The organism is Alteromonas sp. DYW1 (assembly GCF_059752595.1).
Genome location: NZ_CM186038.1, coordinates 536010 through 559490 on the forward strand (window position 1 = coordinate 536010; position 23481 = coordinate 559490).

18 protein-coding genes are annotated in these 23481 nt (G+C 46.3%); 10 read left to right on the forward strand and 8 right to left on the reverse strand.

Features of this window, described 5'->3' with window-relative positions; translation table 11 throughout:
- The first annotated feature begins 21 nt into the window (after window positions 1-21).
- Together AC121Z_RS02455 and AC121Z_RS02460 are read left to right on the forward strand one after the other, a co-directional pair.
- Entirely contained in the window at window positions 22-1188 is a 1167-nt protein-coding gene (locus AC121Z_RS02455; protein WP_498126383.1) for an aminotransferase class V-fold PLP-dependent enzyme, read from the forward strand.
- The gene (locus tag AC121Z_RS02460; protein WP_498126385.1) at window positions 1188-1379 is read left to right on the forward strand and encodes a DUF2065 domain-containing protein; all 192 of its coding nucleotides are present in this window, start codon (window positions 1188-1190) and stop codon (window positions 1377-1379) included. The genes AC121Z_RS02455 and AC121Z_RS02460 overlap by 1 nt, the downstream gene beginning before the upstream one ends.
- A gap of 16 nt (window positions 1380-1395) precedes the next feature.
- Here the strand turns inward: AC121Z_RS02460 and AC121Z_RS02465 are convergent, their stop codons facing one another.
- Entirely contained in the window at window positions 1396-3063 is a 1668-nt protein-coding gene (locus AC121Z_RS02465) for an alpha-amylase family glycosyl hydrolase (RefSeq protein ID WP_498126387.1), read from the reverse strand.
- A 228-nt stretch (window positions 3064-3291) separates the two neighbouring features.
- Between AC121Z_RS02465 and AC121Z_RS02470 the strand changes: the two genes are divergently transcribed.
- Window positions 3292-4590: an adenylosuccinate synthase gene (locus tag AC121Z_RS02470; RefSeq protein WP_498126389.1), complete on the forward strand. Its 1299-nt coding sequence runs from the start codon at window positions 3292-3294 to the stop codon at window positions 4588-4590.
- A gap of 783 nt (window positions 4591-5373) precedes the next feature.
- Here AC121Z_RS02470 and AC121Z_RS02475 read toward each other — a convergent pair.
- Window positions 5374-6372: a hypothetical protein gene (locus tag AC121Z_RS02475; protein ID WP_498126391.1), complete on the reverse strand. Its 999-nt coding sequence runs from the start codon at window positions 6370-6372 to the stop codon at window positions 5374-5376.
- A 375-nt stretch (window positions 6373-6747) separates the two neighbouring features.
- On the opposite strand from AC121Z_RS02475, the gene AC121Z_RS02480 reads away from it, so the two are divergent.
- The gene (locus AC121Z_RS02480) at window positions 6748-8166 is read left to right on the forward strand and encodes an aldehyde dehydrogenase family protein (RefSeq protein WP_498126392.1); all 1419 of its coding nucleotides are present in this window, start codon (window positions 6748-6750) and stop codon (window positions 8164-8166) included.
- A gap of 12 nt (window positions 8167-8178) precedes the next feature.
- Window positions 8179-8604 carry a VOC family protein gene (locus AC121Z_RS02485; RefSeq protein WP_498126394.1) on the forward strand — a complete coding sequence of 142 codons (426 nt, stop codon included), beginning with the start codon at window positions 8179-8181 and terminating at the stop codon, window positions 8602-8604.
- A gap of 4 nt (window positions 8605-8608) precedes the next feature.
- On the opposite strand, the gene AC121Z_RS02490 is transcribed toward AC121Z_RS02485, so the two are convergent.
- The gene (locus tag AC121Z_RS02490) at window positions 8609-9982 is read right to left on the reverse strand and encodes a Na+/H+ antiporter NhaC family protein (RefSeq protein WP_498126396.1); all 1374 of its coding nucleotides are present in this window, start codon (window positions 9980-9982) and stop codon (window positions 8609-8611) included.
- 75 nt (window positions 9983-10057) lie between these two features.
- Window positions 10058-12541, reverse strand: coding sequence for a penicillin binding protein PBP4B (gene pbp4b, locus AC121Z_RS02495; protein WP_498126397.1), 2484 nt, complete (start codon window positions 12539-12541; stop codon window positions 10058-10060).
- 150 nt (window positions 12542-12691) lie between these two features.
- Here pbp4b and AC121Z_RS02500 point away from each other — a divergent pair, with 150 nt between their 5' ends.
- Together AC121Z_RS02500 and AC121Z_RS02505 are read left to right on the forward strand one after the other, a co-directional pair.
- On the forward strand, window positions 12692-14533 hold the full coding sequence (locus AC121Z_RS02500) for a glycoside hydrolase family 3 N-terminal domain-containing protein (RefSeq protein WP_498126398.1): 1842 nt from the start codon (window positions 12692-12694) through the stop codon (window positions 14531-14533).
- 138 nt (window positions 14534-14671) lie between these two features.
- Window positions 14672-15097, forward strand: coding sequence for a hypothetical protein (locus tag AC121Z_RS02505; RefSeq protein ID WP_498126400.1), 426 nt, complete (start codon window positions 14672-14674; stop codon window positions 15095-15097).
- A gap of 20 nt (window positions 15098-15117) precedes the next feature.
- On the opposite strand, the gene AC121Z_RS02510 is transcribed toward AC121Z_RS02505, so the two are convergent.
- Window positions 15118-16068: a glycoside hydrolase family 16 protein gene (locus AC121Z_RS02510; protein ID WP_498126401.1), complete on the reverse strand. Its 951-nt coding sequence runs from the start codon at window positions 16066-16068 to the stop codon at window positions 15118-15120.
- A 285-nt stretch (window positions 16069-16353) separates the two neighbouring features.
- On the opposite strand from AC121Z_RS02510, the gene AC121Z_RS02515 reads away from it, so the two are divergent.
- Window positions 16354-17379: a mechanosensitive ion channel family protein gene (locus AC121Z_RS02515; protein ID WP_498126403.1), complete on the forward strand. Its 1026-nt coding sequence runs from the start codon at window positions 16354-16356 to the stop codon at window positions 17377-17379.
- Between the two features lie 516 nt (window positions 17380-17895).
- Window positions 17896-18915 carry a S41 family peptidase gene (locus tag AC121Z_RS02520; RefSeq protein WP_498126405.1) on the forward strand — a complete coding sequence of 340 codons (1020 nt, stop codon included), beginning with the start codon at window positions 17896-17898 and terminating at the stop codon, window positions 18913-18915.
- Between the two features lie 419 nt (window positions 18916-19334).
- On the opposite strand, the gene AC121Z_RS02525 is transcribed toward AC121Z_RS02520, so the two are convergent.
- Window positions 19335-19988, reverse strand: coding sequence for a GDSL-type esterase/lipase family protein (locus AC121Z_RS02525; protein ID WP_498126406.1), 654 nt, complete (start codon window positions 19986-19988; stop codon window positions 19335-19337).
- A gap of 9 nt (window positions 19989-19997) precedes the next feature.
- Window positions 19998-21311, reverse strand: coding sequence for a M14 family zinc carboxypeptidase (locus AC121Z_RS02530; RefSeq protein ID WP_498126408.1), 1314 nt, complete (start codon window positions 21309-21311; stop codon window positions 19998-20000).
- 157 nt (window positions 21312-21468) lie between these two features.
- Between AC121Z_RS02530 and AC121Z_RS02535 the strand changes: the two genes are divergently transcribed.
- On the forward strand, window positions 21469-22323 hold the full coding sequence (locus tag AC121Z_RS02535) for a MurR/RpiR family transcriptional regulator (protein ID WP_498126410.1): 855 nt from the start codon (window positions 21469-21471) through the stop codon (window positions 22321-22323).
- Here AC121Z_RS02535 and AC121Z_RS02540 read toward each other — a convergent pair.
- On the reverse strand, window positions 22320-23480 hold the full coding sequence (locus tag AC121Z_RS02540) for an exo-beta-N-acetylmuramidase NamZ family protein (protein WP_498128126.1): 1161 nt from the start codon (window positions 23478-23480) through the stop codon (window positions 22320-22322). The genes AC121Z_RS02535 and AC121Z_RS02540 overlap by 4 nt on opposite strands.
- Window position 23481 lies beyond the last annotated feature (1 nt).

A 23481-nucleotide genomic window follows, 5' to 3' on the forward strand; every position in this document is an offset into this window, starting at 1 on the left:
CATTCGGCATGCTCATTGGTTATGTATCAGCACTTATACTCTCGATTTTTAGCGGCTAACCCAAACAAGCAACACTTTGCTTGTCATAGCCATTATTTTTGGCCTGACGTCACGCGCGATGCGCAGTTGCAATACTGGGATGACACTGCGCGGTATGTGGATGAGAAATGGAGCTACTTTTTCCGCGATTGCATTCCTGACGTTCAACAACATATCGCTCGCATACTTAGCCTGCCAGACCATGAGCAGATTGTTTTCGCGCCCAATACCCACGAACTGCTCTACCGCATTATGTCGTGTTTGCCTTCTGGGCGTCCCTTACGCGTATTGACGACGGATAGTGAGTTTCATAGTTTTTCGCGGCAAATTGCACGCATGGAAGAAGCGGGTCAGGTAACCGTTACACGGATCGCATCTGCACCTTATGCTACGTTTAATCCGCGTTTTATTGAGGCCATTCAATCCAACCACTATGACTTAGTTTTTTTTAGTCAGGTATTTTTTAACTCGGGTGTGGTGGTAGAAGGCATTGATGCGATTGTTGATGCAGTTACCGATCCCGACACCTTGGTGGTGGTTGATGGATACCATGGATTTATGGCGAAGCCCACGGATCTTAGCCATATTACGCAACGGGCCTTTTATTTAGCCGGTAGTTATAAATATGCCCAGGGTGGTGAAGGTGCCTGTTTTGCTGTCGTACCCGTGGGTTGTGATTTACGGCCGGTATATACCGGCTGGTACGCCGAGTTTGGTGAACTTAGCAGCGCCAAGCAAGGAGAGGTTAAATACAGTAAAACCGGTATGCGCTTTGCGGGCGCGACGATGGATTTTTCTGCTATCTATCGTTTGCGGGCAGTATTAAAACTGTTTGCTCAAGAAGCACTCAGTGTAGAGGCTATTGATGCTTATATTCAGTCTTGCCAACAGCAGTTTTTAGCCTGCATTGATGCGCTCCAGCACCCGTTATTAAACCGTGATAGTTTATTGTGCAACGATTTATCCAATCATGGCCATTTCTTGACGTTTGCATTACCCGATGCTGCAACCGCTGCGCGGCTACACGATCAATTAGCAACTCACGGGATCCTGACCGATTATCGCGCTGAGCGGTTACGCTTTGGTTTTGCTCTTTATCATGATCCGAAGCAATATGATTTTTCTTGCCTCAACCACAAGGGGGTATAATGGATAGCTCCATGTGGTTGATTGCACTGGCCTTAGTGCTTGTGGTGGAGGGAATTGGCCCCCTGTTATTCCCCCAAAAATGGCAAAAATTCATGCTTTCTGTCAGTCTGCAATCCCCCAATGAACTCCGCCGCGTGGGTGGAGTATTGGTGGTAATCGGGGTGATCAGTTTATGGTTTCTACTGCGCTGAACACCCTCCAGATAGTCTATTTAATACCTTTTTGTAGCTGACGTAACTGAGACACAAGTTCTGGTGCCGTCAATGGAGCGTTCAATACCAAGACGCGCAAGTCGTTGGCCGCTATTTGCAGGGTTAAAGGTTTGGCGCTATCGATAGGGATATTTTCAGCGCTGAACGCATCACGCCATAGGCCGGTGTTGAGGTATTTATCCAAGGTCACATTAGTGGCATCGCCTTTATTCAATATGACTAAAGCCGTTTGGGTGATATCGTTTAGCTGCAGCACACGATAAAACGCAGCAATATTCCCATCAAAGGTAAGGTTAAATTGTAAGCCTCGCTGTAGCGCCGGTAACTGCTTGCGTAAATTTGCTACGCGGCTTAGCTGTTGTTGAATAGGGTGCTGTTTCGCACGTTCTACATTGGCTTGTCCAAAGTAATTACGGTTGCCTTCGTGCTCGGCTTTGCCAGTCATAAAATTGATCTCAGAACCATAGTAAATTACTGGGATCCCACGACTGGTAAATAACCAGTTATTCGCATTGATAAAACCTGCATCATCAGCATTCATGCGCGCCATATCGTGATTGTCGTAAAAGGTCATCAGCTCATACGGATTTTGATAGACCCCAGAAGTCAGATGTAAGTATGAGGTGAGCTCAGCAAAGTCACTATCGGGGTTCTCGAATACCTGAGTGATGGCTTGACGACCGGGAAAATCTAATACACTCACACCGCCATTTTCAGGCAGCGTATGCTGTGCAATAAACTCCGCATCGTAGGAGAAGCTTTCACCAAACATAAACATACCTGGATAGTCACGACGAATGTCATCGGCTAGGCGTTTCCAAAAATGATGCGGCATCTCTTTGATGGTATCGATACGAATTCCGTCAACGCCCTGTGCCAGCCAATGCCGATAGGCATTCAGTAAATAATCATAAGCAGCGTCATTATTCTCATTGATATCGGATAATTGGGCCAGCCCGGTTTGACGGTTATAAAATTCATGGAGAGGGTTATCATCACTCAGTTCAGTCGGATGTAAGTTTTGATGATCCGCAACCAGATTACCCTGCGCATCATAGAGTTCGCCAAAGAGAGGTTGATCTTCAGCCATACTGTAGGCCGGTGAGCCATGGTTGGCGACAATATCAAGCACAAACTTGAGTCCTTTTTGTTCCAGTGCTGCGGTGAAGTCTTTAAATTTAAGCCCTGCTGAGATTAGGTGCTCGTCTTCTTGATAAAAGTTGTGAGCCCAATAGCCGTGATATCCGGTTTTGCCACCATCTTTATAGCCGCCGGCGTAGGTAATGGTTTCACCGCCGTTAAATGCAAGGTCCGGATTATCCCAAATGGGCGTGAGCCAAATCGCAGTAAAGCCCATGTCACGAATGTAGTCCGCATTATTCAGTACGCCGCGAAAGTCGCCCCCTAAATACCCTACATTTGCAGATTGGCCATTCGGACCAAGCAACGGACGATCAAAGGTATACCACTGTCCATCTGCATATTCTTTGCCCTGCTCAGTGTGATTGTTGCTCGGATCACCATCAACGAAGCGGTCAGTCAGGGCAAAGTAAACAGCCTCTTTGGCAAAGGGTTCAGTGGTGCCAAAGAAAACGTCAGCAGATCCAGCGCCGAGAGTGCTTAAACTGGTCAATGAAAGGGCTAATAACGTCAGATTCTTCATGGGCGTATCCATTTACATGATTTTAGCCAGATTTACATATTGCTAACATTGAGTCACGTTACATACGTTTGCAGCGCCCGGTCTTATTTGAGCGAATAGAACTTTTAGTAAGCAAATCAGTGCACTGCAAAGCACCTTCGAGTTGTTGCTGGATCTGCTCGAAAAAAGGTCAACACTTGGGGTTTTTTTTGGTAGGATCCGCGTCTATTTTTTCGATAGTAAATTTCCATGGCTAAAAATGTTGTAGTGCTCGGCACCCAATGGGGTGATGAGGGCAAGGGTAAGGTTGTTGACTTACTTACGGATCGCGCCAAATACGTGGTGCGGTATCAGGGCGGACACAATGCGGGTCACACGCTTGTTATAGACGGTGAAAAGACGGTATTACATCTGATCCCGTCGGGTATTTTACGTGACAACGTCACCTGTGTGATCGGTAATGGTGTGGTATTAAGTCCTGAAGCATTATTGACCGAAATGAAAATGCTCGAAGAGCGTGGCGTGCCAGTGCGCGAGCGCCTGGTTATCAGTGAAGCCTGCCCACTCATTTTGCCGTTCCATATCGCACTCGATCAAGCGCGTGAAAAAGCTCGTGGTGATAAAGCCATTGGTACGACTGGTCGCGGTATCGGTCCAGCATACGAAGATAAAGTGTCGCGCCGCGGTTTGCGCGTTGGGGATTTGTTTAATCCCGAAGACTTTGCCAGCAAGCTAAAAGAAGTGTTGGCTTATCATAACTTTATGTTAACCGAATACTACAAAGCACCGGCGGTGGATTTCGATACTGTGCTAAATGAAGCTTTAGCTGTCGCCGATATGCTCAAAGCGATGGTCGTTGACGTTACTGACATGTTAGACAAGGCACGTTTGCGCGGTGATGCCATTATGTTTGAAGGTGCACAAGGTACATTGTTAGATATCGACCATGGCACATACCCGTATGTGACATCATCGAATACTACGGTAGGTGGTGTTGCCACTGGTGCAGGTTTTGGCCCATTAAATCTAGATTATGTTCTCGGTATCGTAAAAGCCTATACCACACGCGTTGGTTCGGGTCCTTTCCCAACCGAACTTGAGTGTGCGGTTGGTGAACATTTAGGTGTTAAAGGCCACGAATTTGGTGCGACCACAGGGCGGAAGCGTCGCACGGGTTGGTTTGATGCTGTTGCTATGAAGCGGGCTGTGCAGATTAACTCAATCACTGGCTTTTGTTTGACCAAACTGGACGTATTGGATGGTTTAGAAGAACTGCAAATCTGTGTGGGTTATAAAGATGCTGAGGGTAACATTGCTGATGTGCCACCGATGGCCGCTGATGGTTATGAGTTGGTAACTCCGGTGTACGAGAGCATGCCAGGCTGGTCGGATAATACCTTCGGATTAACTGATTTTGCTCAGTTACCACAAGCCGCAAAGAACTACATTAAGCGTTTGGAAGAGCTAACGGGTGTGCCGATGGATATCATTTCTACCGGACCAGATAGAGCGCATACGATGGTCCTTCGCCATCCCTATGATGCGTAAACTGAGTACCAATTAATAAAAAAACCGGCCGAATGGCTGGTTTTTTTATACCTAAGATCAGTTGCGGGCTAGTTCTCAACCTGTTTTACTTTATTTGCACATACACATGTATCTGCCAAAGGGGTTTATGGTTTTGCAACACTAATTTAGTAAGGACACTAAAATGAGAACACTATCGTTAAATGAAGTGGATCGGGTAGTTGGTGGGGTTGGGAGCGTTATCGGGGCTAACAGGAGGATTGGCTGCGGCAACATCCGGATTTGTTAGAGCCGGTTGGGCAGTGCGTTCAATCGGAAGTGGATTTGCTAGTGGGGCGTCTATTGCTAATCAGTCCTCTGATTCAGATAGTGAAACTACGGACGAATAATGCTATTCAATCCAAAGAAAGCAGTAAAGCGCTTCAATATCAGACGTTTGTTGATGTTAACAGCGAGCATGCACACGCAGTGGGACCCAGTCACACGGGCTCAATGGCAGAAGACATTAGAGCAAGGGTTCTGCCGATTTTTATTTGTACGCGGATTGCTTATTTACAGTACTTCTGTGTTCGTGCCGTTGTACTTTCTCACGTTGAGCTTATCCCAAAGAACGGAAGCTAGCCACAGCATACAAGCATCGGTCTTAAGCGTTTTTTTGCTGAGCCTAGCAGGTGGTGTTTTGTTTAGTGTGTGTACATGGTTCGGTACACAGTTGTCCTATCAACGACATTGTAAAAACAAATAAGAGAGGCTTGATGCCTCTCTTCATTGATAGTGCGATTGGCTAACCTATTAGTAATTAGCTTACGCTTTGATAACGGGCAGTTTCAATTGCACTTGTGCAGGAACTAGCCTCAGCACCCATTTGCGGCAGCCATGCCAGAAAGCGGATAGCAATAGCAACGATGAGCCGATACAGAGTCCTGTGATGGCAAAGCTTGAGGTAACCATACCGAATGTTTCCATCAGGCTAGAGAACGTATAGATCACATACACCAGAGCCGAAACCATTATCGCCCGGCGGTCAACTGCAATACTGATCAACGCCAATAATACATATAGTGCTAAAACAACCAGCGAAATCATAATGCCACCGTTGCCATCCAGCACACCAAGGCTTTGAAATATGGGATGCACAATCATCGGGGCTGACAATAAGTGCAACCAGAATGCCACATCGGAGGCACGCGTTTGGCGCTGTGTGTCTTTACTGTCCCAGAACATGGCCAAACCGAAAATTAATAAACCAAACGTCAAGAGAATATTATTCACATAGAAAACGGTTGCCGGGAAATAGTATAAAACCGCACCCACAATTCCTGCAGTCAAAGCGGCAGCTCCCGCAGCAACGGTAATGGGTACACGAAACCGTAGCCAGTGACAAATTGCACCCACAGTGGTTAGTAACCCTGAGGCGATCAAAGCAAATTCTTTGACTTCAGGTTGGAACAGGATCGGGATCGCAAACAATCCCGACAAAAAGGATAATAGCAGGGCGATTGCAGGCAACGCCATACGACGCTTGATCACAAAGTATTCAGCGAGCCCCCAAGATCCTAAAGCGACAGCAAGGCCGCCGAGCGGTGCATAGGTTGAGTACCCCAGCCAAGCAAGTGAGGCTAATAATAAACCACTGGCGATCACCACAAAAATATCGTTAAAGCCGTTTATCAAGCGGAAATTTTCTTCATCGACCGCATGAGAGTTACGGGCTTGATTAATGTAGTGGCGAAAATTCTGTACTTCAGAAGCAGTGAAAATGTTGTGTTGCACCGCCTGATTTAAATCTTCATCGGTATACATGTGCGTTCCTTTTTTACTCGTTATTCTTACCCCAGTTATTTAGCAATATCGGAGCCACATTTTAATTCTATTAAAAACAGTTAGTTATATTGGTTTTTTAAGATCATTGGCTTAATTAACCACACGGATATGAGCAGAATGACTAAATGTTAGTTGGTCATGTCATTCGTTTGATCAGGGTGTGTCGATTCATTCTTTATGAATGTGTTTATCTATTGAAATCTTCTCGTGCAGTGTTTTTTTGTGCGGGAACAACTGGTTTCATGTATCGGCGCTTGCTGGCAATGTGCGACTGATCAGTTGTTGTGAAATCTCGTACTAATAGCCCGTGGGCTATGCAATAATGCGACTATTCAATCGAGAGTGGGATGGACTATGACGGCGACTATTTCTGATATTTCAGGCACAAATCGTAAAGACGATTTTCGTTACATTGAAGATTCTTTTGTGCAACTCGATGAGTATTTCAACTCTGGTGTGACTCATGAATATCAATGGCGAGTCAAGCAGCTGAAGCAGCTTGATCGACTCGTAGAAGAACATCAGCAAGACATTCAGAAAGCCCTCGCGCAAGATCTCGGTAAATGTGAAATGGAAGCGTGGATTTCTGAGATTGGCTACTTGCAAGCAGAGATCAAACATACCTTAAAACATTTAAAAAAGTGGATGAAGATACGTAAAGTCTCTTCACCTATTCTGGCGCAACCCGGTAAAAGCTATCTTAAACCAGACCCCTTGGGTGTGGTGTTGATTATCGGTGCTTGGAATTATCCGTTCCAACTCGTTTTAGCGCCATTGATTGCCGCAATCGCTGCGGGGAACTGTGCGGTATTAAAGCCCTCAGAATTATCGGCAGCCACATCAGCCCTCATCGCTAAATTGATCCCGCAATACTTAGACAATCAAGCCTTTAGTGTGATTGAAGGTGGCAAAGAGGAAACCACAGAAATCCTTAAACTGCCCTTTGCGCATAGTTTCTATACCGGCGGAGAAGCCGTCGGTAAAATTGTGATGCGCGCAGCAGCGGAGCATTTAACACCGGTAACATTAGAATTGGGGGGGAAGAGCCCTTGTATTGTTGATAAGGAAACCAATTTGGAGGTCACGGCACAGCGTATTGTCTGGGCTAAGTGGATGAATGCCGGCCAAACCTGTGTGGCTCCGGATTATGTGTTGGTCGAGCAAGACTTTGTAGAACCCCTAGTAGATGCCATCAAACGCAAGCTCATTAAACAGTATGGTGATGATCCTCGCGCGTCAGCTGATTATGGGCGGATTGTTAACCAACGCCATTGTGCCCGTTTAGCGAGTTATCTCGAGGGGCAAAACATTGCGCATGGTGGAACCGTAGACACTGACGAACGCTATTTTGCCCCTACCATTGTAATTGATCCCAAGCTTGACTCTGCAGTGATGCAAGAAGAAATATTTGGTCCTATTTTGCCGATTATTCCAGTGGAATCGATGGATGCCGCGATCCGTTTGATAAAACAGCGAGCAAAGCCGCTCGCCATGTACTTGTTCACCAAGAATGGGCAGCTAGAGCAAAAAGTTTTACAGAAAACCAGTGCGGGCAGTGTCTGTGTTAATGATGGTTTTATGTTTATGGTCAATCCTGAATTACCGTTTGGCGGGGTCGGGCATTCTGGGATGGGCAGTTACCATGGTAAATGGGGTTTTGATACGTTTAGTCATCTGAAATCGGTCATGAAGCGCAGCTTCTGGTTTGACTTGGATATACGCTATGCGCCGTTTAATAAAACAAAATTAAGCTTGCTGAAAAAGTTGCAGTAAGAGGCGGGTAATATGTCAACAACACTTTCCCCGTTTCATCTTGCTATTCCAGTGAGCTGTTTAGCGCAAGCGCGGGCATTTTATGGTGATTTGCTGGGTTGCGAACAAGGGCGTAGCAGCGAACAGTGGATTGATTGGAATTTTTTTGGTCATCAATTAGTGACCCATAAAGTGGCACAAATGCCCTCGGCTCCCGAGCATAATCAAGTGGATAGTAAAGCCGTCCCGGTGCCACATTTTGGGGTTGTTCTGTCACCGGATGATTGGCAAGCTTTGGCGGATAAGCTCTCAACGCAACATATCGATTTCATCATTGCACCCTATACTCGCTTCAAAGGTCAGGTGGGCGAGCAGTCGACGATGTTTTTACTCGACTACTGCGGGAACGCGTTGGAATTTAAGGCATTTGCTGATCTTGAGCAGCTATTCGCCTCCTAGTACGTTAAATCATAATAAAACTCGCTAGGGTAAAGGCGATAAGACTTAGTCCACCAGCGAACAACGCATAAGGTAACTGAGTGCGTACATGCGTAAGTAAATCGCAACCAGCCGCAATCGAAGATACTGCAGTAGTATCAGAAATAGGTGAGCAGTGATCACCAAAGATACCACCACCCAAAATGGCAGCTAAGACTAGTTCTGATGGCAAGCCTAAGGTTTGTATCAAGGGAACGCCAATGGGTACCAAAATCGCAAATGTTCCCCAGCTCGTGCCTGTGGTAAACGACATGATCCCACCTGCCACAAACAGCAACGGTATGATCAAGTAAATAGACAGGTATTCACCCACAATTCCGGCCACAAAAACCCCTGTGCCTAAGCTCTTAAGACTGGCACCGAGAGTCAACGATAGTAAAACAATGGTGACTAAGGGTAATAGCTCGCCCATACCCTTAAAACCAACGGTGACTAATTCTTGGTGGCTATAGCGGCGATGGCTGAGTAGCAAAAGATAGGCAACGACACAGGCAAGCACAGTGGCATAGAGTACAGATTTACTGCCACTACCGGCGGCAAGGTCGCCGTTGCCGGTCCATAGCATAAAACCAAGCATAGCAATGATCATGGTTAATAGTGGAAGGAGCATAAAACGCGCTTTAGTTGCGGGTGCTGCATTAAGCTCTGATCCCGTGCTACTTAGCTGGGTTTCCTCTTGTTTCATCGGGCCATGCAGTTGATCGGTGAAAATGGTATACAACACAATTAACAAGGTGAAAATAGCGTAAAAATTGAAAGGTACACTGCCCCATAAAATCGCAGCTGGCGCTGCATCTAACTCGTAGTTGCTCAGCAAGCCTAAAACAAAGGCGCCCCAGCCATTCAACAAGATCAAAATACACACGGGGGCACTGGTACTATCGATAATGTATGCAAGCCGAGCTCGACTCATGTTAAATTTATCAAATAAGCCACGTGACAAGATACCTGCGGTTAGAACACTCAAGTTTGACTCAATGAACACTGCAACACCGGTTAAAAAGGTTAAACCACCCACTTGCCGTTTACTTTTGGCAACGCCTTTATTCACTAGCAGCGCGACGGTCGCTGCGACACCGCCAGAATCTCTGACATAAGCTAACAGCGCACCGATCAAAACACTGAACAGTAAGATACGGGCGTTCCCGCCATCCGTGATTATGGCGATCACTCTCTCTACACTACTGATGGGACTAAACAGTACACTTTGTTCACCGCTACTCAACAGCAGCAATGCTTCCGCACAAAGCACTGCCATCAATAGTGCCAAGATGACTTCTTTCTTCCAAAACACGATAGCGATCGCTACCAGTGGTGGGATAATTGATATCCAGTCCATGTTTGTCCTTATGGAATTGTTTGCCGTTTTCGCGGCGAGAGCTTGGCATAGCCCGCTTGCAGCCGCAAGATCAGGCTAGTCATTAAAAAGTACGGCTTCATAAATGAGACTTACAACACTGCCATAGCGTCCGGTTTCGAAGCTATCACCCGCGAAAGCAACCGTCTCGTTACCCGCATCATCAAAGGCGGTTTGAATAGGTGTATGGCGCTTGTTCGTCAGTAAGATAATAATTAACTCATGCTCAGGGTCTATCACACTGAGAGTGCCGGTCCAACCGGTGTGACCAAAAGCGCGCTCACTGGCATACGGGCCAAATTGCCAGCGCCGCTGGCCGCCTGCCGCGCGCCGAAAACCGAGTCCAGTGGCATTATCCACAGCACTGGGCAAGACGAATTGATTGATAATGGATTCTGACAGCAAATGTTGGTCGCCGTAGCCACCCCCGTTTAGTAACATTTGTGCCAATATGGCGAGTTCGTGAGCGGTAGAAAATAAGCCGGCATGGCCTGCAACGCCTTGCATACTGTAGTAGGCTTTTTCGTCGTGAACTTCGCCCGCAAGCGTGTAGGTACGAATGTTGTCAAACTGGATCCGGCCGCCACGCGTATTACCCATTAATTCCGTTGCTGCGTAATGCTGTTCGGTAGATAGTTTTTGCTTTGGATTAAATACGCTATGCGTTAACCCCAAGGGCTGATATAAGCTAGATTCGACGAACGTATCTAAGGGTAAGCCTGTGATCCGCTCGACCAGGATACCGAGCAGCATAAAGCTGCTATCACTGTACTGCATCACCACACCATTACTGGTGAGTAATGGCACTTGCGTTAGCAATAGCCGTTTCGTTTGCTCTGCTTGCTGGGAAAAGAAACGAGTACCAAGGGAATTATCACGGCGAAAAAATTGCACTTCCGGCGATAACCCTGCGGTGTGCGTCAACAGGTCGCGAGTGGTTCTAGCATCACGTCCGTCACCTCTAAATTCGGGGAGATAGTGATACAGTGGCTTATCAATATCGAGCAACCCAAGTTCGACTAAACGCATAATTGCCAGCGTCGTAGCGAATATTTTGGTATTCGAGGCAATATCAAAAAGTGTGTCCGTAGTCATCGGCTTTGGTGTGATCAACTCACGACCGTGCTGGTTATAACGTTGCGCGAAGCCATAGGCTTGATGTTTGATTATCGAGCCTTGGTGAGCAACCAATAGCACCGCACCCGGGAAGCCATTAGCTATATCGCTAGCGATTAATTGGTCAACTTGGCTGAAGTCAACATCCATCGGTTTTGACGCGTGTAGTTCAGGGTAGGGAATGACCACTCTGAGCTGACCATCATGCGGCTGGATATTGTTTACTGCCAGCGCATTAATACCGTTTCGCGTGCGCCGCGATAACGAATATTCATAATGGGTATCGGGCTTGAATTCATCTGCTAAGTTGAGTTTTTGGCCATTGATGAATAGGTCAGCGGTTAGCGGTTGCTGAGAAACATTTTCCAATCGCAATGTGCCGCGACCTTGATAGGCCTTAAACCGGGCTTTGTTATTGACAAGCGTCCGGTCTGAAGGCTCTGCATCTGGAAACACCCGATCGATCTGGCCAGCAGGCTTGGCTGTCTGCGGTTGAGGCAGCACGGTTGCTTCACGTTGATAACGCTGCATTAAGGCCGCTAACTGGGTTGGGAAGTATTTATGTAACAACGCAAATAATGCGGCATTGGTCTGGCTACTATTGGTTGCGTCAACTTGCCACGGCGTAAAATGCATCTGAAAAGCGGCCAGCGTATCGCGCGTGGCTTGGTCCAGAATACCGGTTTCTGTGACTCCATAGCCATAGGCTCGCAAGGCTGCTTGGGTTAGCCCAATATGCGGTAAGCGATGATTGAAATCACGCCAATAAGCAATGAACTGGGCGTTGTCATACCATGCACCAATCCCGGCTTGATAAAGCTGATACCATGGGAATCTTGGGCCAGGGTCACTCTTGCGTTGGGGGGCAATGTCGGCATGGCCGACAACAGCGGTCGGATGAATATCAGGGTTACGCGCTAAAATGTCCTGACTCAGTTTTATTAATAGCTCGATTTGTTGAGGATCATAATCAGGATAGAGGCATACGCGATTGGCTGCATTTTCCGCACGACTTGAAGAGAGTGTTTGATCGCGCGCACACTCAGGGACATTGACAATTTCAATACCGATCGATTGATCATTTAAACCACTCATGCCTTGCCAGTAACTTTGTCCAGCATGCCAAGCACGTGCGTGTTCATCTACTAGCTGGAATACTTTTAGTTTATCGTGCGGATAGGACGTGTCGCCATTTTCAGGCACCAAATAGTGTGAACTGAGTCCGCCTGCGTCGACCAAGGCAGTGACTGAATCAGCATAATTCAGCGCAGTAAAGTGCATGACTAAAACTTTTACCCGCTGGTTTTGATTAGCCGATGGCATTTGCACGAGATTGTTTGTGGCACAGCTAGACAACAGCAAAAATAGACTTAATGTCATGAGCTGCACTGATGTCGGCAAAGAGAACCACGTGATTTTTATCATATTAAGCAATGCTTTGGTTGACGCACTAATGGCAAGTAACGCCTAGCAGAGTAACGTTGTAACGAGTTTGAATAAAGTCTTACTTTACCAATCTATGGTAAAGTTGAAAGTCATCAAAGTGATAAAAACGCGAAGGGGTATGTCAACACAATGCGCCACATTCAATCCATGTTTTACTTTTGGTTAGCACTGTGTGCATCAATAGTTGTTAAGCCCATTAGCGCCATGCCTTTAGATTTTATGCTGGGTCAAAAGCAAATGCTGGATATTCGGTATTTTTGCCAATCAGAAATCCCATCTGAGCAATGCCGTGAGCCCGTCACTCAACTACCCGCTGAATTGAAAGATCTGATTGTGCAGCACCAGATTGGCGGTGTAATCCTGTTTGCAGAAAATGTCGCGTCAGCTAGCCAAGTCAAACGGTTAATTGCTGATCTTCAAGGAGCAGTGGCAGATGCTGGTTTACCCCCGCTATTTATTGCCATTGATCAAGAAGGCGGGCGCGTATCGAGGATCCCGGTGAGTGAAAGTAATGCGTTTGCCGGCAATATGGCCATTGGTGCAACCTTTGCGCGGCAAAAAAACACTTTTGCCCAACAAATTAATGCTGCCATCGCGAAACAATTAACAGCACTGGGGATCAACGTCAACTTCGCTCCGACGGTTGATGTAAATGTGAATCCTCTGAATCCCGTGATCAATGTGCGCTCCTATGGCGAATCTGCGCCCATGGTGGCGGAGTTAGGGCATGCTGCGGTAAGGGCATTACAAGATAACGGCATCATTGCAGCAATGAAGCATTTTCCTGGGCATGGTGACACGCATATTGATAGTCATACCGGGCTTCCCACAGTCGCACATTCGAGGGAAGTGATTGAGCAAGTCGATTTGTTGCCATTTAAACGGGCAATTAGTGCGCAAGACAACGCGCAACCCGGAATGATAATGACAGCTCACATTCAATACCCTGCATTGGACAGTACTGAATTTGTCACTCGCGAGGGCGATAAAACGATTCTACCGGCGACGTTGTCACATGCTATTTTGACCCAATTATTACGTCACGAGCTCGGATATCAGGGCGTCATTGTCACCGACGCGCTGGATATGGCTGGCATCGCACATTACATGGAGCCTTCTGATGCTATGTTACAAACCTTTTATGCCGGTGCTGACATCGCGCTGATGCCTTTCACCATTCGAACACCTGCTGACATTACCCAGTACAGCCAAACAATGCGTTCGGTGCACGCTCAAATCAGTGAGCAGCGCGCCAATAGGGCAAATGCCGGGATTGGTATGGTGTCAACGACTGAATTAGAGGCATCTATTGGGCGCATTCAGAGGTTAAAAAAGTCACTGGTTACGAATATGCCAGAGATAACGGCGCCACTGCCGCGATTTGATGAATTGGAATTGGCGCTCGCTGAAGCTGCAATTACCCCCGTTATTCAAAAGACGACTTTGCCGATTGCCGCTCAGCCCTTGCTGGTTTTGATGCCTGATGCAGCTCGCTGTGCGGCGATGGAAGCTGCCTTACAAGCGGTTAAACTACCTGTTTACGACTGCTTTTCCTTGGCGAATGAAATCAAGCTTGAGCAATTATATTCGGCGCTGGATAACGCCTCGGCAGTACTTGTTGGTGATATCTCTCCACAACACAGTATGGCTGAGATGGGGGGAATGGACGATTGGATTGAGTGGCAAAATCGAATGGATAAAGAGCAACAGTATCGAATCATCTCGAATGTGCTGGTACGCGCAACGCAACAAGAAAAGCTAAGAATATTTGCCGCACTTCGCGCGCCCTATGTCATTGGACAATTTGCTTCTCATCTGGATCTGGCGCTGGTCACTTATGATTACCGGGTTTACGCAGATGCCAATGAGCAACCGAGAGGGTTTATGTTTGATGCGCTGGCTAAAGTGTTAGCTGGACAGCTGGGGGCTAACGGCAGGTTACCGGTCACTGTGTCTGGATTGCGACCTTAGCCGACGTGCAGCTAGTCAGGGGTAAGCATTCGCTGCTAAATTTTCACATTAGCAAACATCGGTAGATGTTTAGATGAAAGGTTATGGATGTTGATACGGTCTAACTTCGACAGAATTCCCGGATAGAAGGAGCATTGAGTGACATTACGTGAAAAATTCACTCTGTATTACCTTACCGCTATGTTCAGTGTGGTGTTTGCGATCGTTGGCTTCACTTACAATACATGGCGTTTGGAAGTGACCGAAGATAACAATACCATTCGTGAGGCGGCTTTTGAGGTCTTAGTGTTATTGTCTGAATTAGAGCAAAATATCTATGCGTTGCATTATGACAATAATACAGAAGAAGGAAGTCCGCGGATCGGCTGGGTAAAAGTCGGTTTGATCCACGAGCTAAGTGCTTTAATTGCCCCGGAAGTGGAAGCTCATACCAGTAACCTCAAAGTTAATTGGAATGAACACTGGGACAAGATTCAACAGCACAACACCTCAGTTGAACTGGTCCTTGGTCATGTGGACGCCGTGCGGGCAGAAATTAAACATCAATTACAAACCTTACCCTAATCCAGCTGGATTTATGCCGCTCAGTGAGTTGAAGACCAATCAACAGGATGAGTGTCAAGCTGATAGTAGCGGATCCAATCGTATTCGGTTTTCATTGGATATTGATTGCGGACTTTATTGCCACCAAAGGTGTCTTGAATGGCATCATTGGGGATCCAAAAGTTTACGAACAATTGCGTCGGGTTGTCTGGAATGGGCGCTGGGAAACGTTGTTCACCGACGCACGTCGGTTCACAGTCGGTGTCGGTTTGATGTAACGTTTTGACTAGCTCACCATCCACATACCACTTAATAGCGTCAGGCAACCACTCAATAGCAAATACCCGCCATTCATCCACAGGGCCAACAATGATCTTATCTTCCCATGCCCCATAAGCACGTGTACGCCACCATTCCCAGGTATTTACACCATAAATCAAATTCGCTTGAAATTTATCCGGGCGGCCACCTTCCAGTTCAACGTCAATTTCTTCCCATTCCAATAAGGCATCTGCAGGCGCCTGCGGATCCACATGATTGGTATAGGTGAAAAGCGAGGAAATATAGCCTGACGCAGTGGCTCTGTCAGGGGCTTTCATACGAGCTTCAATGCGCCCGTAGCGAACAGACAGGTGCGGTTGGGTATGCACCTCACCACAGGAGAAATCATATGCGTTTTTCTGCTGTTGATGGTCTTCAGACCAACTAGGCTCGATAGCTTCTTGTTGCACCAGTAACGTGAGTATGCCATTGCGAATTTGTACCCCTTGGGGCTGAAAGCGACAGGCTGATTCCGCACCGACTGCGCCATCTCCGGTTTTCCAGATAGTCTGGTTAAAGTCGTCAAACCGCTCGTCCAAGACCAAACTGAAGCCCTCGTAGTCACCGGTGTAATCAGGATACGCAATCAAGGACTCACTGTTTACACTGTTGCCAACTAGTGCGGAACTTACAACCAGAAGTAGACTTGCAGTACGGTTTCTCATCAGCATGGGTACGCTACTCATTTATGCTTGTGAATAAGTCGCTAGATTAAATTGCACGGTACAATTTTCAACCGCCCCTCGACCAGTGCGGTCAGGATTGAGGCGAAAGGGACATGTTATGCATCAATAATTCCATTATGAGTAGTTAGGATTGCGAGCTTATTTGCCATTGATTGGTTGCGCTTGTCGCAAGGAAAGGTGAGACTTATTAATTCAGTCCCAAGCGAAATGAGTTGTTAGAGTCACTGGAATGCTTAAAACCAATGAACTTATCACGGTGCAAGGAAAATCATGGAACGCTTAACTCAATCTGGCCCTCTTTTTATCACGCTTATCATAACCGCAATCATTGTTTATGTGGCTCATCGGTTATTGTTGGTTAAGCCTGAACTCAGTGTGGAACAGCGCTTACCGCGTCAGCTGGGTTTTGGAATGCTGGTTATTGTTGCTTTTGTCGCAGTTATTCTGTCTCTTCCCATCAGTGAAAGCTCTCGTAATCAGGTGCTGGCTTTGCTTGGCGTTATGGTGTCTGGTGTTATCGCCTTTTCCTCCACAACCATCGTCAGCAATCTCATGGCGGGTTTTGTTCTGCGCCTAAATAAACCTTTTCGCACCGGAGACTTTATTCAGTGCAATGAATATTTTGGCCGCGTTTCGGAAAAGGGTTTGTTGGACACAGAAATTCAAACCGAGCAGCGCCAGCTGATTTCAATTGCTAATAGTTATCTGATCGCCAATCCGGTATCTGTGATTCGCTCATCTGGCACTTTAATTACCGCGCACGTGAGTATTGGCTACGACGTGCATCATGACACAGTAGAAGATGTCCTAGTTTGTGCTGCGAAAAAAGCCGAATTATCTGACGGCTTTGTACAAGTCTTGGCGCTTGGCGACTTTAGTGTCAGTTATCGTGTATCGGGTCTATTAACTGAAGTCAAAGGGCTATTAACGGCAAAATCAAAATTACACAAAGCAATACTCGACGAATTTCATCAACGGGGTATTGAAATTTTATCCCCCAATTACATGGCGCAACGGCCGACTGATCCGAATGTTGCGGTTCTTCCGCAAAAGCCGCAAAAGAAAGTGACTAAGGCGCAGGGGGAGCAGCACGAAGAAGTCGCTTTTGATAAAGCTGAGCAGGCAGAACAACAGGAACTCTCGATCCAGCAGTTGCAGTCGGAGTTGGAGCAATTGCATCAGGCGTTATCAGCCGCCACAGATACTGAAGAGAAAACTCAATTGAAAGAGCAAATAACCGCACGGCAGGAACAAGTTTCCGTCCTACTTGCGCAAGCTAAAAATCAACCTGAGTAGACGTTCAACCATTGCAGAACGGCACTCATTTCACTTTGACTAGGTGTTCCCTAATTACTTTGGGCCATATGCTTACTGAGGTTGGAAGAAGTGTTTTCGTTCCGACTGTGCCATAAATCATTTCGTTGGAAATTAATTGTTTAGTTACGCTGAGCGCCATTTTGAGCCGTTCACCTTGTCCTACAAAAAAAAAGTGGAAAATGAAAGTAGACGCCCAATGTAACTTACTTCTGGTCAAAACCGCATTATGACGAGGACTACTAATAATAAGCAGTTACACGAAATTAGTTACAGTCTCTTTTTTCAAGACACAGAACAAAAATGACTGAGCGATAACGAAACAAGAAAAAACTGTTCAATAATCAGACCATTAAATCGTGTTTTTCACCACTGAATTTAGAATATACACAATCAGATAAGTATAATTCCCAATACTTTCAAGTGGTTACATTTGGTTTGAAATTTGCTCTCTGACCATTACGAAAATGTTTACTAAGAAAGAAAAAGGTCAAAACAATGAAAAAAATCAGCTTACCCCTGCTTATTTGCCTAACCGCTGGTTTAGCGTCATTCAATCTATTTGCAAATCAGCCGGCCATAGATTTTAAGGCCATTAATCAGGATATTAAATCGCTGATGCATCAATATCACTATAACCCTGAAGAACTATCTTCGGATGCCTACAAAGATATGGAACAAAAAATCGAAACGCTTGCGAGGACAGCAACAGATAAAGAAGCTTTTATAAAAGCCTTTAATCGCATTTGGTACGAAGGCCCGTTTTCACATGTAAGAATAGACAACGCCCAAATGCCTGCACCGCAAATGGTTGATTATCTAGACACCATGAACGTGGGAGGCAATGGCGCTGCTTTAACTTGGCATGACTCCATCGCTATTCTGACAGTCAATACCATGATGGGTATGGATACCATCGAGCAAATATACACTGCATACAAAGAAATAGCCGACAAAAAGGCAACTGGCCTAATTATAGATTTAAGAAATAACAATGGTGGCGCTTTTGCCGTAAAGCCGTTAGTCAGTCATCTAATTCAATCACCTTTAGATGCAGGCATATTCATTTCACAGCCTTGGAACAAGGCGCATGATCGTTTACCAACCCAAAAAGAAATTTCACAACAAGTTCCTTGGGCTGGTTGGTCTATAAAAAGCTTTTGGAATGACGCTCAAAACAATGCAATAACGCGTGTTCAATTCCAACCAACCGCACCATATTTCAATAAACCTGTGTATGTATTAACCAGCAAAAGAACGGCTAGCGCTGCCGAACTGGTAACGGATGCGTTGAGCTATATTGATAACGTAACTGTAGTTGGGGAAGTGACTGCAGGAGAAATGCTGTCGCAAAAAATGTACGACCTAAGCCATGGTTTACAACTGTCATTACCCATTGCAGATTACTATGCCGCCAACTCGGGGCGAATTGAACAACAAGGTGTAAAACCAGATGTGGCTATGCCTGCAAACGAGGCCATGGAATATGCACTTCAGAAACTACAAGCCAAACAATGATGTTTTGGAGCAGGAATTAATAAACTGAACGCCGCTTTGTGGAGTTGAGCCTGTAGTCGTAAATGATCACATCCGTCTTAAATTCGATCATTGCTGACCGACCATCTATTGCACAAAACTGGGTAATAATAATTACTGTTCCTTAATTTATTCCAACCTGTGAATGCAATTACCCTGACTGTGTTCTGCAACATAGCTGTGTTGCTAGGCTGAGTTAATGCTATTAAAAACGAATTGAGGAAAGTCCCTATTGTTCACTTCGCAACGTAATCAATATTGTAACGTGCAAATACTTCGCACTGCAGTTGTTCAAGCTCACCGCTATCCTGCAGCGTTTTAAGCAAGGCGTTGTGCGGCTTGAAATTGAAACATCTCAGCTTGCTCGATATACAAGCCTGCACGACTTTGAATGAGCATCACTATTTTGCCTGCAGCAGTGGGCATAATGTTTTTTCCCAAACTTTGTAAACGCTGGGATTAGGATGAAGGTAATCATCCATGACCTGATTTTTCATCAAACCTTGCTCGTTAATAAATAGTTCCGCAGCGTCAAACCATTCGACTTGCAAAGAAGCAGTCAGTTGCCGGACCTGATGATTTATCGCGTTATTTAGACAACGTAATGGATTCGTTGGTCGTTTGCCGCGGGGCAACAATGCATGCACGATGATACGCGCGTTAGGTTGCTTTTCTCGGATTTTCTTAATGATGACTTGAATAGCCTCAGCAGTGATGTGGGCAGGATCTTTGCGATGTCCACTATTGTTGGTACCAATTAGCAATATAACGCCTTCGGCAGTGTAACCCTCGAGTTGACCGTGTTCGATACGCCACAATAAATGCTCGGTGCGGTCGCCCGCAAAACCTAAATTTAAGGCGTTAAAGGTAGTCGCAAGTTGATGCCAAGAGTCTGTCGCAAGGGTTTCCCAGTGTTGAATAATTGAGTCGCCAATAAATACCCAGCGAATATTTGCAGCACGCAATTGGATCTCGGTCAATTTTTGCTGATGCCGTTCCAGCCAACCCGGCTTTTGGGAGTTACTGATAGGTGTTAACGCAATAGTTTGGCTCATCAGCATCCTTTAAGCTGCTAGGTTAGGGATGTATTGGTTGCCGAGTATCGCTGAGATGACATTGTCGTCTTCAACTAGCAGTGCATAGCCATCACAACCCGGTTGCAGTGTATGCTCAGCGGTGGGCTTGCACATGAGTGGCCAATTGCTTGTATTGGATATCCATCGCGGTTCGCCAACAAAAAAACTGTAGCCGGCAAGCAACAATTCGCGGTACTTCTCCTGTGAGAGTATGAGTGGTTCTGTGAGTAAAAACCCTTTCCCCGCGATAAGACACAAATGTTCTCCGTTGATTTCCTGAAAAGCCGCATGATGGCTTAAGTCACCGATGGCATCGAGGGTTGGTCGCTGGGTGGATTCGATGACCCGGAAGGTAACATCTGTATTATATGGCAGAGTGTGCTGGTCTCTGCGCAGGCTAACACCGCGGATCAATATGTCAGCAAATCCGTCTTCCAGATTTTCTGGAATAGCAAAATAATCAGTTTGGGAATACTGCTGCCACTGATTATTCGACAGCGCGAGCAGCGCGTGGGCAAGCGCGACAATATTCATGTAACGAGCAATTTGGCGATGGGGATCGTTAAACTGCGCTCCAGACTCAATCAGTATAATACTGGTGCCTAATCCTGCGATGGTGTCTCCAAACGAGCGAAAAGAGTAGGTATCATTGTAACGTGCAACCTGATTTGGGATCTGAGCTTCCAGTTCCTTGCGCATCGAAGCAATCAATTGCATGGCTTTTGTCCGTGCTGGATTGAGCGATTTGGCTGCATCGAAGGCGGGAGCTAGAAACGCGATTGTCGCAGGTTTACGCGAATGTCCGGCGCTGTAGTAGGGATTCTGGTCATGTAAATTAAATGCGACATCAGGCTTAAAGTGGGTGACAACTCTCATCAGTAACCGACCTTCAGGGGTGGTCAGCTTGTTGGCATCGCGATTAATATCGATGCCTTGTCCATTCACACGGGTTCTATGTGCAGCACCATCCGGATTCAACATTGGAATGATCTGCAGCGTGAATTGTGCAAGAAATTCCTCTAGCGGCATAACCTGACCGGTCACCAAATGATGCACAAGATCCAGAACGGCGGCTGAGGCTGTTGGCTCATCACCATGCATTTGAGTCCACGCGAGGATCCTTACAGGCCCGTGCCCAAGGTTTAGTTGATGAATGGGTCGTTGCTCGTAACTTTGCCCGATCACCTCGCTGGTTACGTACGGTAGGCTGCTTAAGTGTTGGATCGTAGGAAGCAAGTCATCTAATGTTAGATGAGGACGGTTTAACGCCTGCCATACAGGTAAAAGGGCTTCTTGGCTCAAAGTAACAATCACTCCATGCAATTATTCTGGTTACTATAGCGAAGAATATATACCTGCGCAGATAAATATTCTATTTATTGGAATTATTCCGAATAAATAATTCACATTCTAGTTGAAGTCTCTATACTGAGTTGACCTTCTATTGTTCACAATTGCCATGTCTGCCTTTGTAAAAATTAAAGCCATCCGTGAGAATCTCTCAACCAGTGAGACGAAATTAGCCACGTTTACTCTGGACTCTCCAAATGCAGTGCGAGATTTAAGCTCACAGGAATTGGCAAATGTAGTAGGGGTAAGTCAATCCAGCGTAGTCAAATTTGCGCAAAAGTTAGGTTATCGGGGCTATCCTGCGTTCAAACTAGCGGTGATAGATGCCCTTAACAACGAAACTCCCAATACCCAATTACATGGCCAAATCACCCTTACTGATGGCTATCAGCAAATGGCTGATAAGTTGGTAAACAGCAAGATTGCTGTGCTGCATGAAACTCGCCAACTGAATGAAATAGTCGCTTTTGAACGCGCCGTTGAGTTGATTAAAAATGGGCAGCGCATCTTGATTTGTGGCATCGGGGGCTCAGCGCTGGTGGGTAAGGATTTCTCCTATAAGTTGCACAAGTTAGGGATCCATGCGATTGCTGAGCAAGACGGTCATGCGCAGCTTGGTATTGCGGCCACCTTTGGTGAGTTTGATGTCGTGATTGCTATCAGTGAATCAGGTTGTACACGAGAAGTTCTAAATGCAGTCACTGCGGCGCACAACAACGGTGCGAGAGTTATTTCGATTACCAAGTATGGTGGTACCCCTGTTTCGGATATGGCAGATGTTCGACTTTACTCGGTGGCTGAAGACCCTTCACTGCGTTTGTCGTCGATATTGGCGCGAACGGCGCAAGAATTGATCATCGATATGCTCTTCATTGCGTTGACTCAGGCGTCTCGCAGTGGACGTAAACTATTGGAAAAAACCAATAGTGTGGTGCATCGTTTTCGCGTGGGGGCGACGTCTTAAGCGTCTGACATCGCTTCGGGATAGAGAAGATAGGGGACTCGTCGCTGCTTGAATTGTTTCAAACCTGCTTGCCATCCGGCTCGGATAGCGGCTTCAGACTTGCCTTCTAGTAATGCATGGCGCAGCTTATCAGTGCCAGCGAGCTTATCAAAGAAGCTCTCTGAAGTGAAAAAATTAATCTTCAAGTCCTGACTCTGACGCAGACTTTCGATCAGTAACGCTAAAAATAACCCCTCTTGGTCACTTGTTCGCAAATCTAAGCCCTGTAGTGGGGAGTCCTGTAGTTTAGGCTTGGGTGCACTTTTGGGCATACTGATCGGAGTGAAGTCAAAAACTCCGAGGTGAACCTGATCATGCCCTAAAACCTGAAACGGAAAAGGTGTTCCTCTGCCAATACTCATTATCGTGGGTTCAAACAGGCACAGACTTGGGTATAACTGAACTGATTGATCATTAGGCAAATTAGGGCTTGGTGCAATCGGCAGCGAGTACCGCATGTCGCGCGCATAATCCGCGACCGGTACAACCGAAAGATTCACAGGATCGGCACTGGTTAACCACTCTTCACCTATAATCATTTGCGCCAATTCACCCACGGTCATACCATGCAAAATTGGGATCGGGTGCATCCCAACAAACGATTGAAAAGCAGGCTCTAATAGTGGACCGTCAACAAAGCGGATATTCGGGTTAGGGCGATCAAGGATGATAACTGGGATGTTCTGTTCGCTAGCAGCTTCTAACACATAATGCAGGGTACTAATGTAGGTATAAAAGCGCACACCAACATCTTGTAAATCGAAAACGAGAACATCAATATTGTTGAGCATTTGCGCCGTTGGCTTACGTGTTTTGCCATACAATGAATAGATGGGAGCACCGCTAACACTGTCTATACTATCGGCAACCTTTTCTCCTGCGCCCTTATCACCGCGGAAGCCATGTTCGGGTGAAAATATGGCAGCGATGGTTACGTCTTGGCTCACTAAATAATCAACCAAATGTTGGTCAAATGCGCGCGATGAGGGATTCACAATCAGACCTACTTGTTTATTCGCTAACTCCGGCAAGTAAAGCTCCGGGCGCTCAGCGCCAACTGTGATCGCGTAGGCATGACAGTGCAGCACTGCCAATAAAATTAAAAGTCCACGGAAGATA

Bases quoted from the DNA above. Each gene is read 5' to 3' on its own strand.
- AC121Z_RS02455 (WP_498126383.1), top strand. From the start codon at position 22: ATGTATCAGCACTTATACTCTCGATTTTTAGCGGCTAACCCAAACAAG.
- AC121Z_RS02460 (WP_498126385.1), top strand. From the start codon at position 1,188: ATGGATAGCTCCATGTGGTTGATTGCACTGGCCTTAGTGCTTGTGGTG.
- AC121Z_RS02465 (WP_498126387.1), bottom strand. From the start codon at position 3,063: ATGAAGAATCTGACGTTATTAGCCCTTTCATTGACCAGTTTAAGCACT.
- AC121Z_RS02470 (WP_498126389.1), top strand. From the start codon at position 3,292: ATGGCTAAAAATGTTGTAGTGCTCGGCACCCAATGGGGTGATGAGGGC.
- AC121Z_RS02475 (WP_498126391.1), bottom strand. From the start codon at position 6,372: ATGTATACCGATGAAGATTTAAATCAGGCGGTGCAACACAACATTTTC.
- AC121Z_RS02480 (WP_498126392.1), top strand. From the start codon at position 6,748: ATGACGGCGACTATTTCTGATATTTCAGGCACAAATCGTAAAGACGAT.
- AC121Z_RS02485 (WP_498126394.1), top strand. From the start codon at position 8,179: ATGTCAACAACACTTTCCCCGTTTCATCTTGCTATTCCAGTGAGCTGT.
- AC121Z_RS02490 (WP_498126396.1), bottom strand. From the start codon at position 9,982: ATGGACTGGATATCAATTATCCCACCACTGGTAGCGATCGCTATCGTG.
- pbp4b (WP_498126397.1), bottom strand. From the start codon at position 12,541: ATGATAAAAATCACGTGGTTCTCTTTGCCGACATCAGTGCAGCTCATG.
- AC121Z_RS02500 (WP_498126398.1), top strand. From the start codon at position 12,692: ATGCGCCACATTCAATCCATGTTTTACTTTTGGTTAGCACTGTGTGCA.
- AC121Z_RS02510 (WP_498126401.1), bottom strand. From the start codon at position 16,068: ATGCTGATGAGAAACCGTACTGCAAGTCTACTTCTGGTTGTAAGTTCC.
- AC121Z_RS02515 (WP_498126403.1), top strand. From the start codon at position 16,354: ATGGAACGCTTAACTCAATCTGGCCCTCTTTTTATCACGCTTATCATA.
- AC121Z_RS02520 (WP_498126405.1), top strand. From the start codon at position 17,896: ATGAAAAAAATCAGCTTACCCCTGCTTATTTGCCTAACCGCTGGTTTA.
- AC121Z_RS02525 (WP_498126406.1), bottom strand. From the start codon at position 19,988: ATGAGCCAAACTATTGCGTTAACACCTATCAGTAACTCCCAAAAGCCG.
- AC121Z_RS02535 (WP_498126410.1), top strand. From the start codon at position 21,469: ATGTCTGCCTTTGTAAAAATTAAAGCCATCCGTGAGAATCTCTCAACC.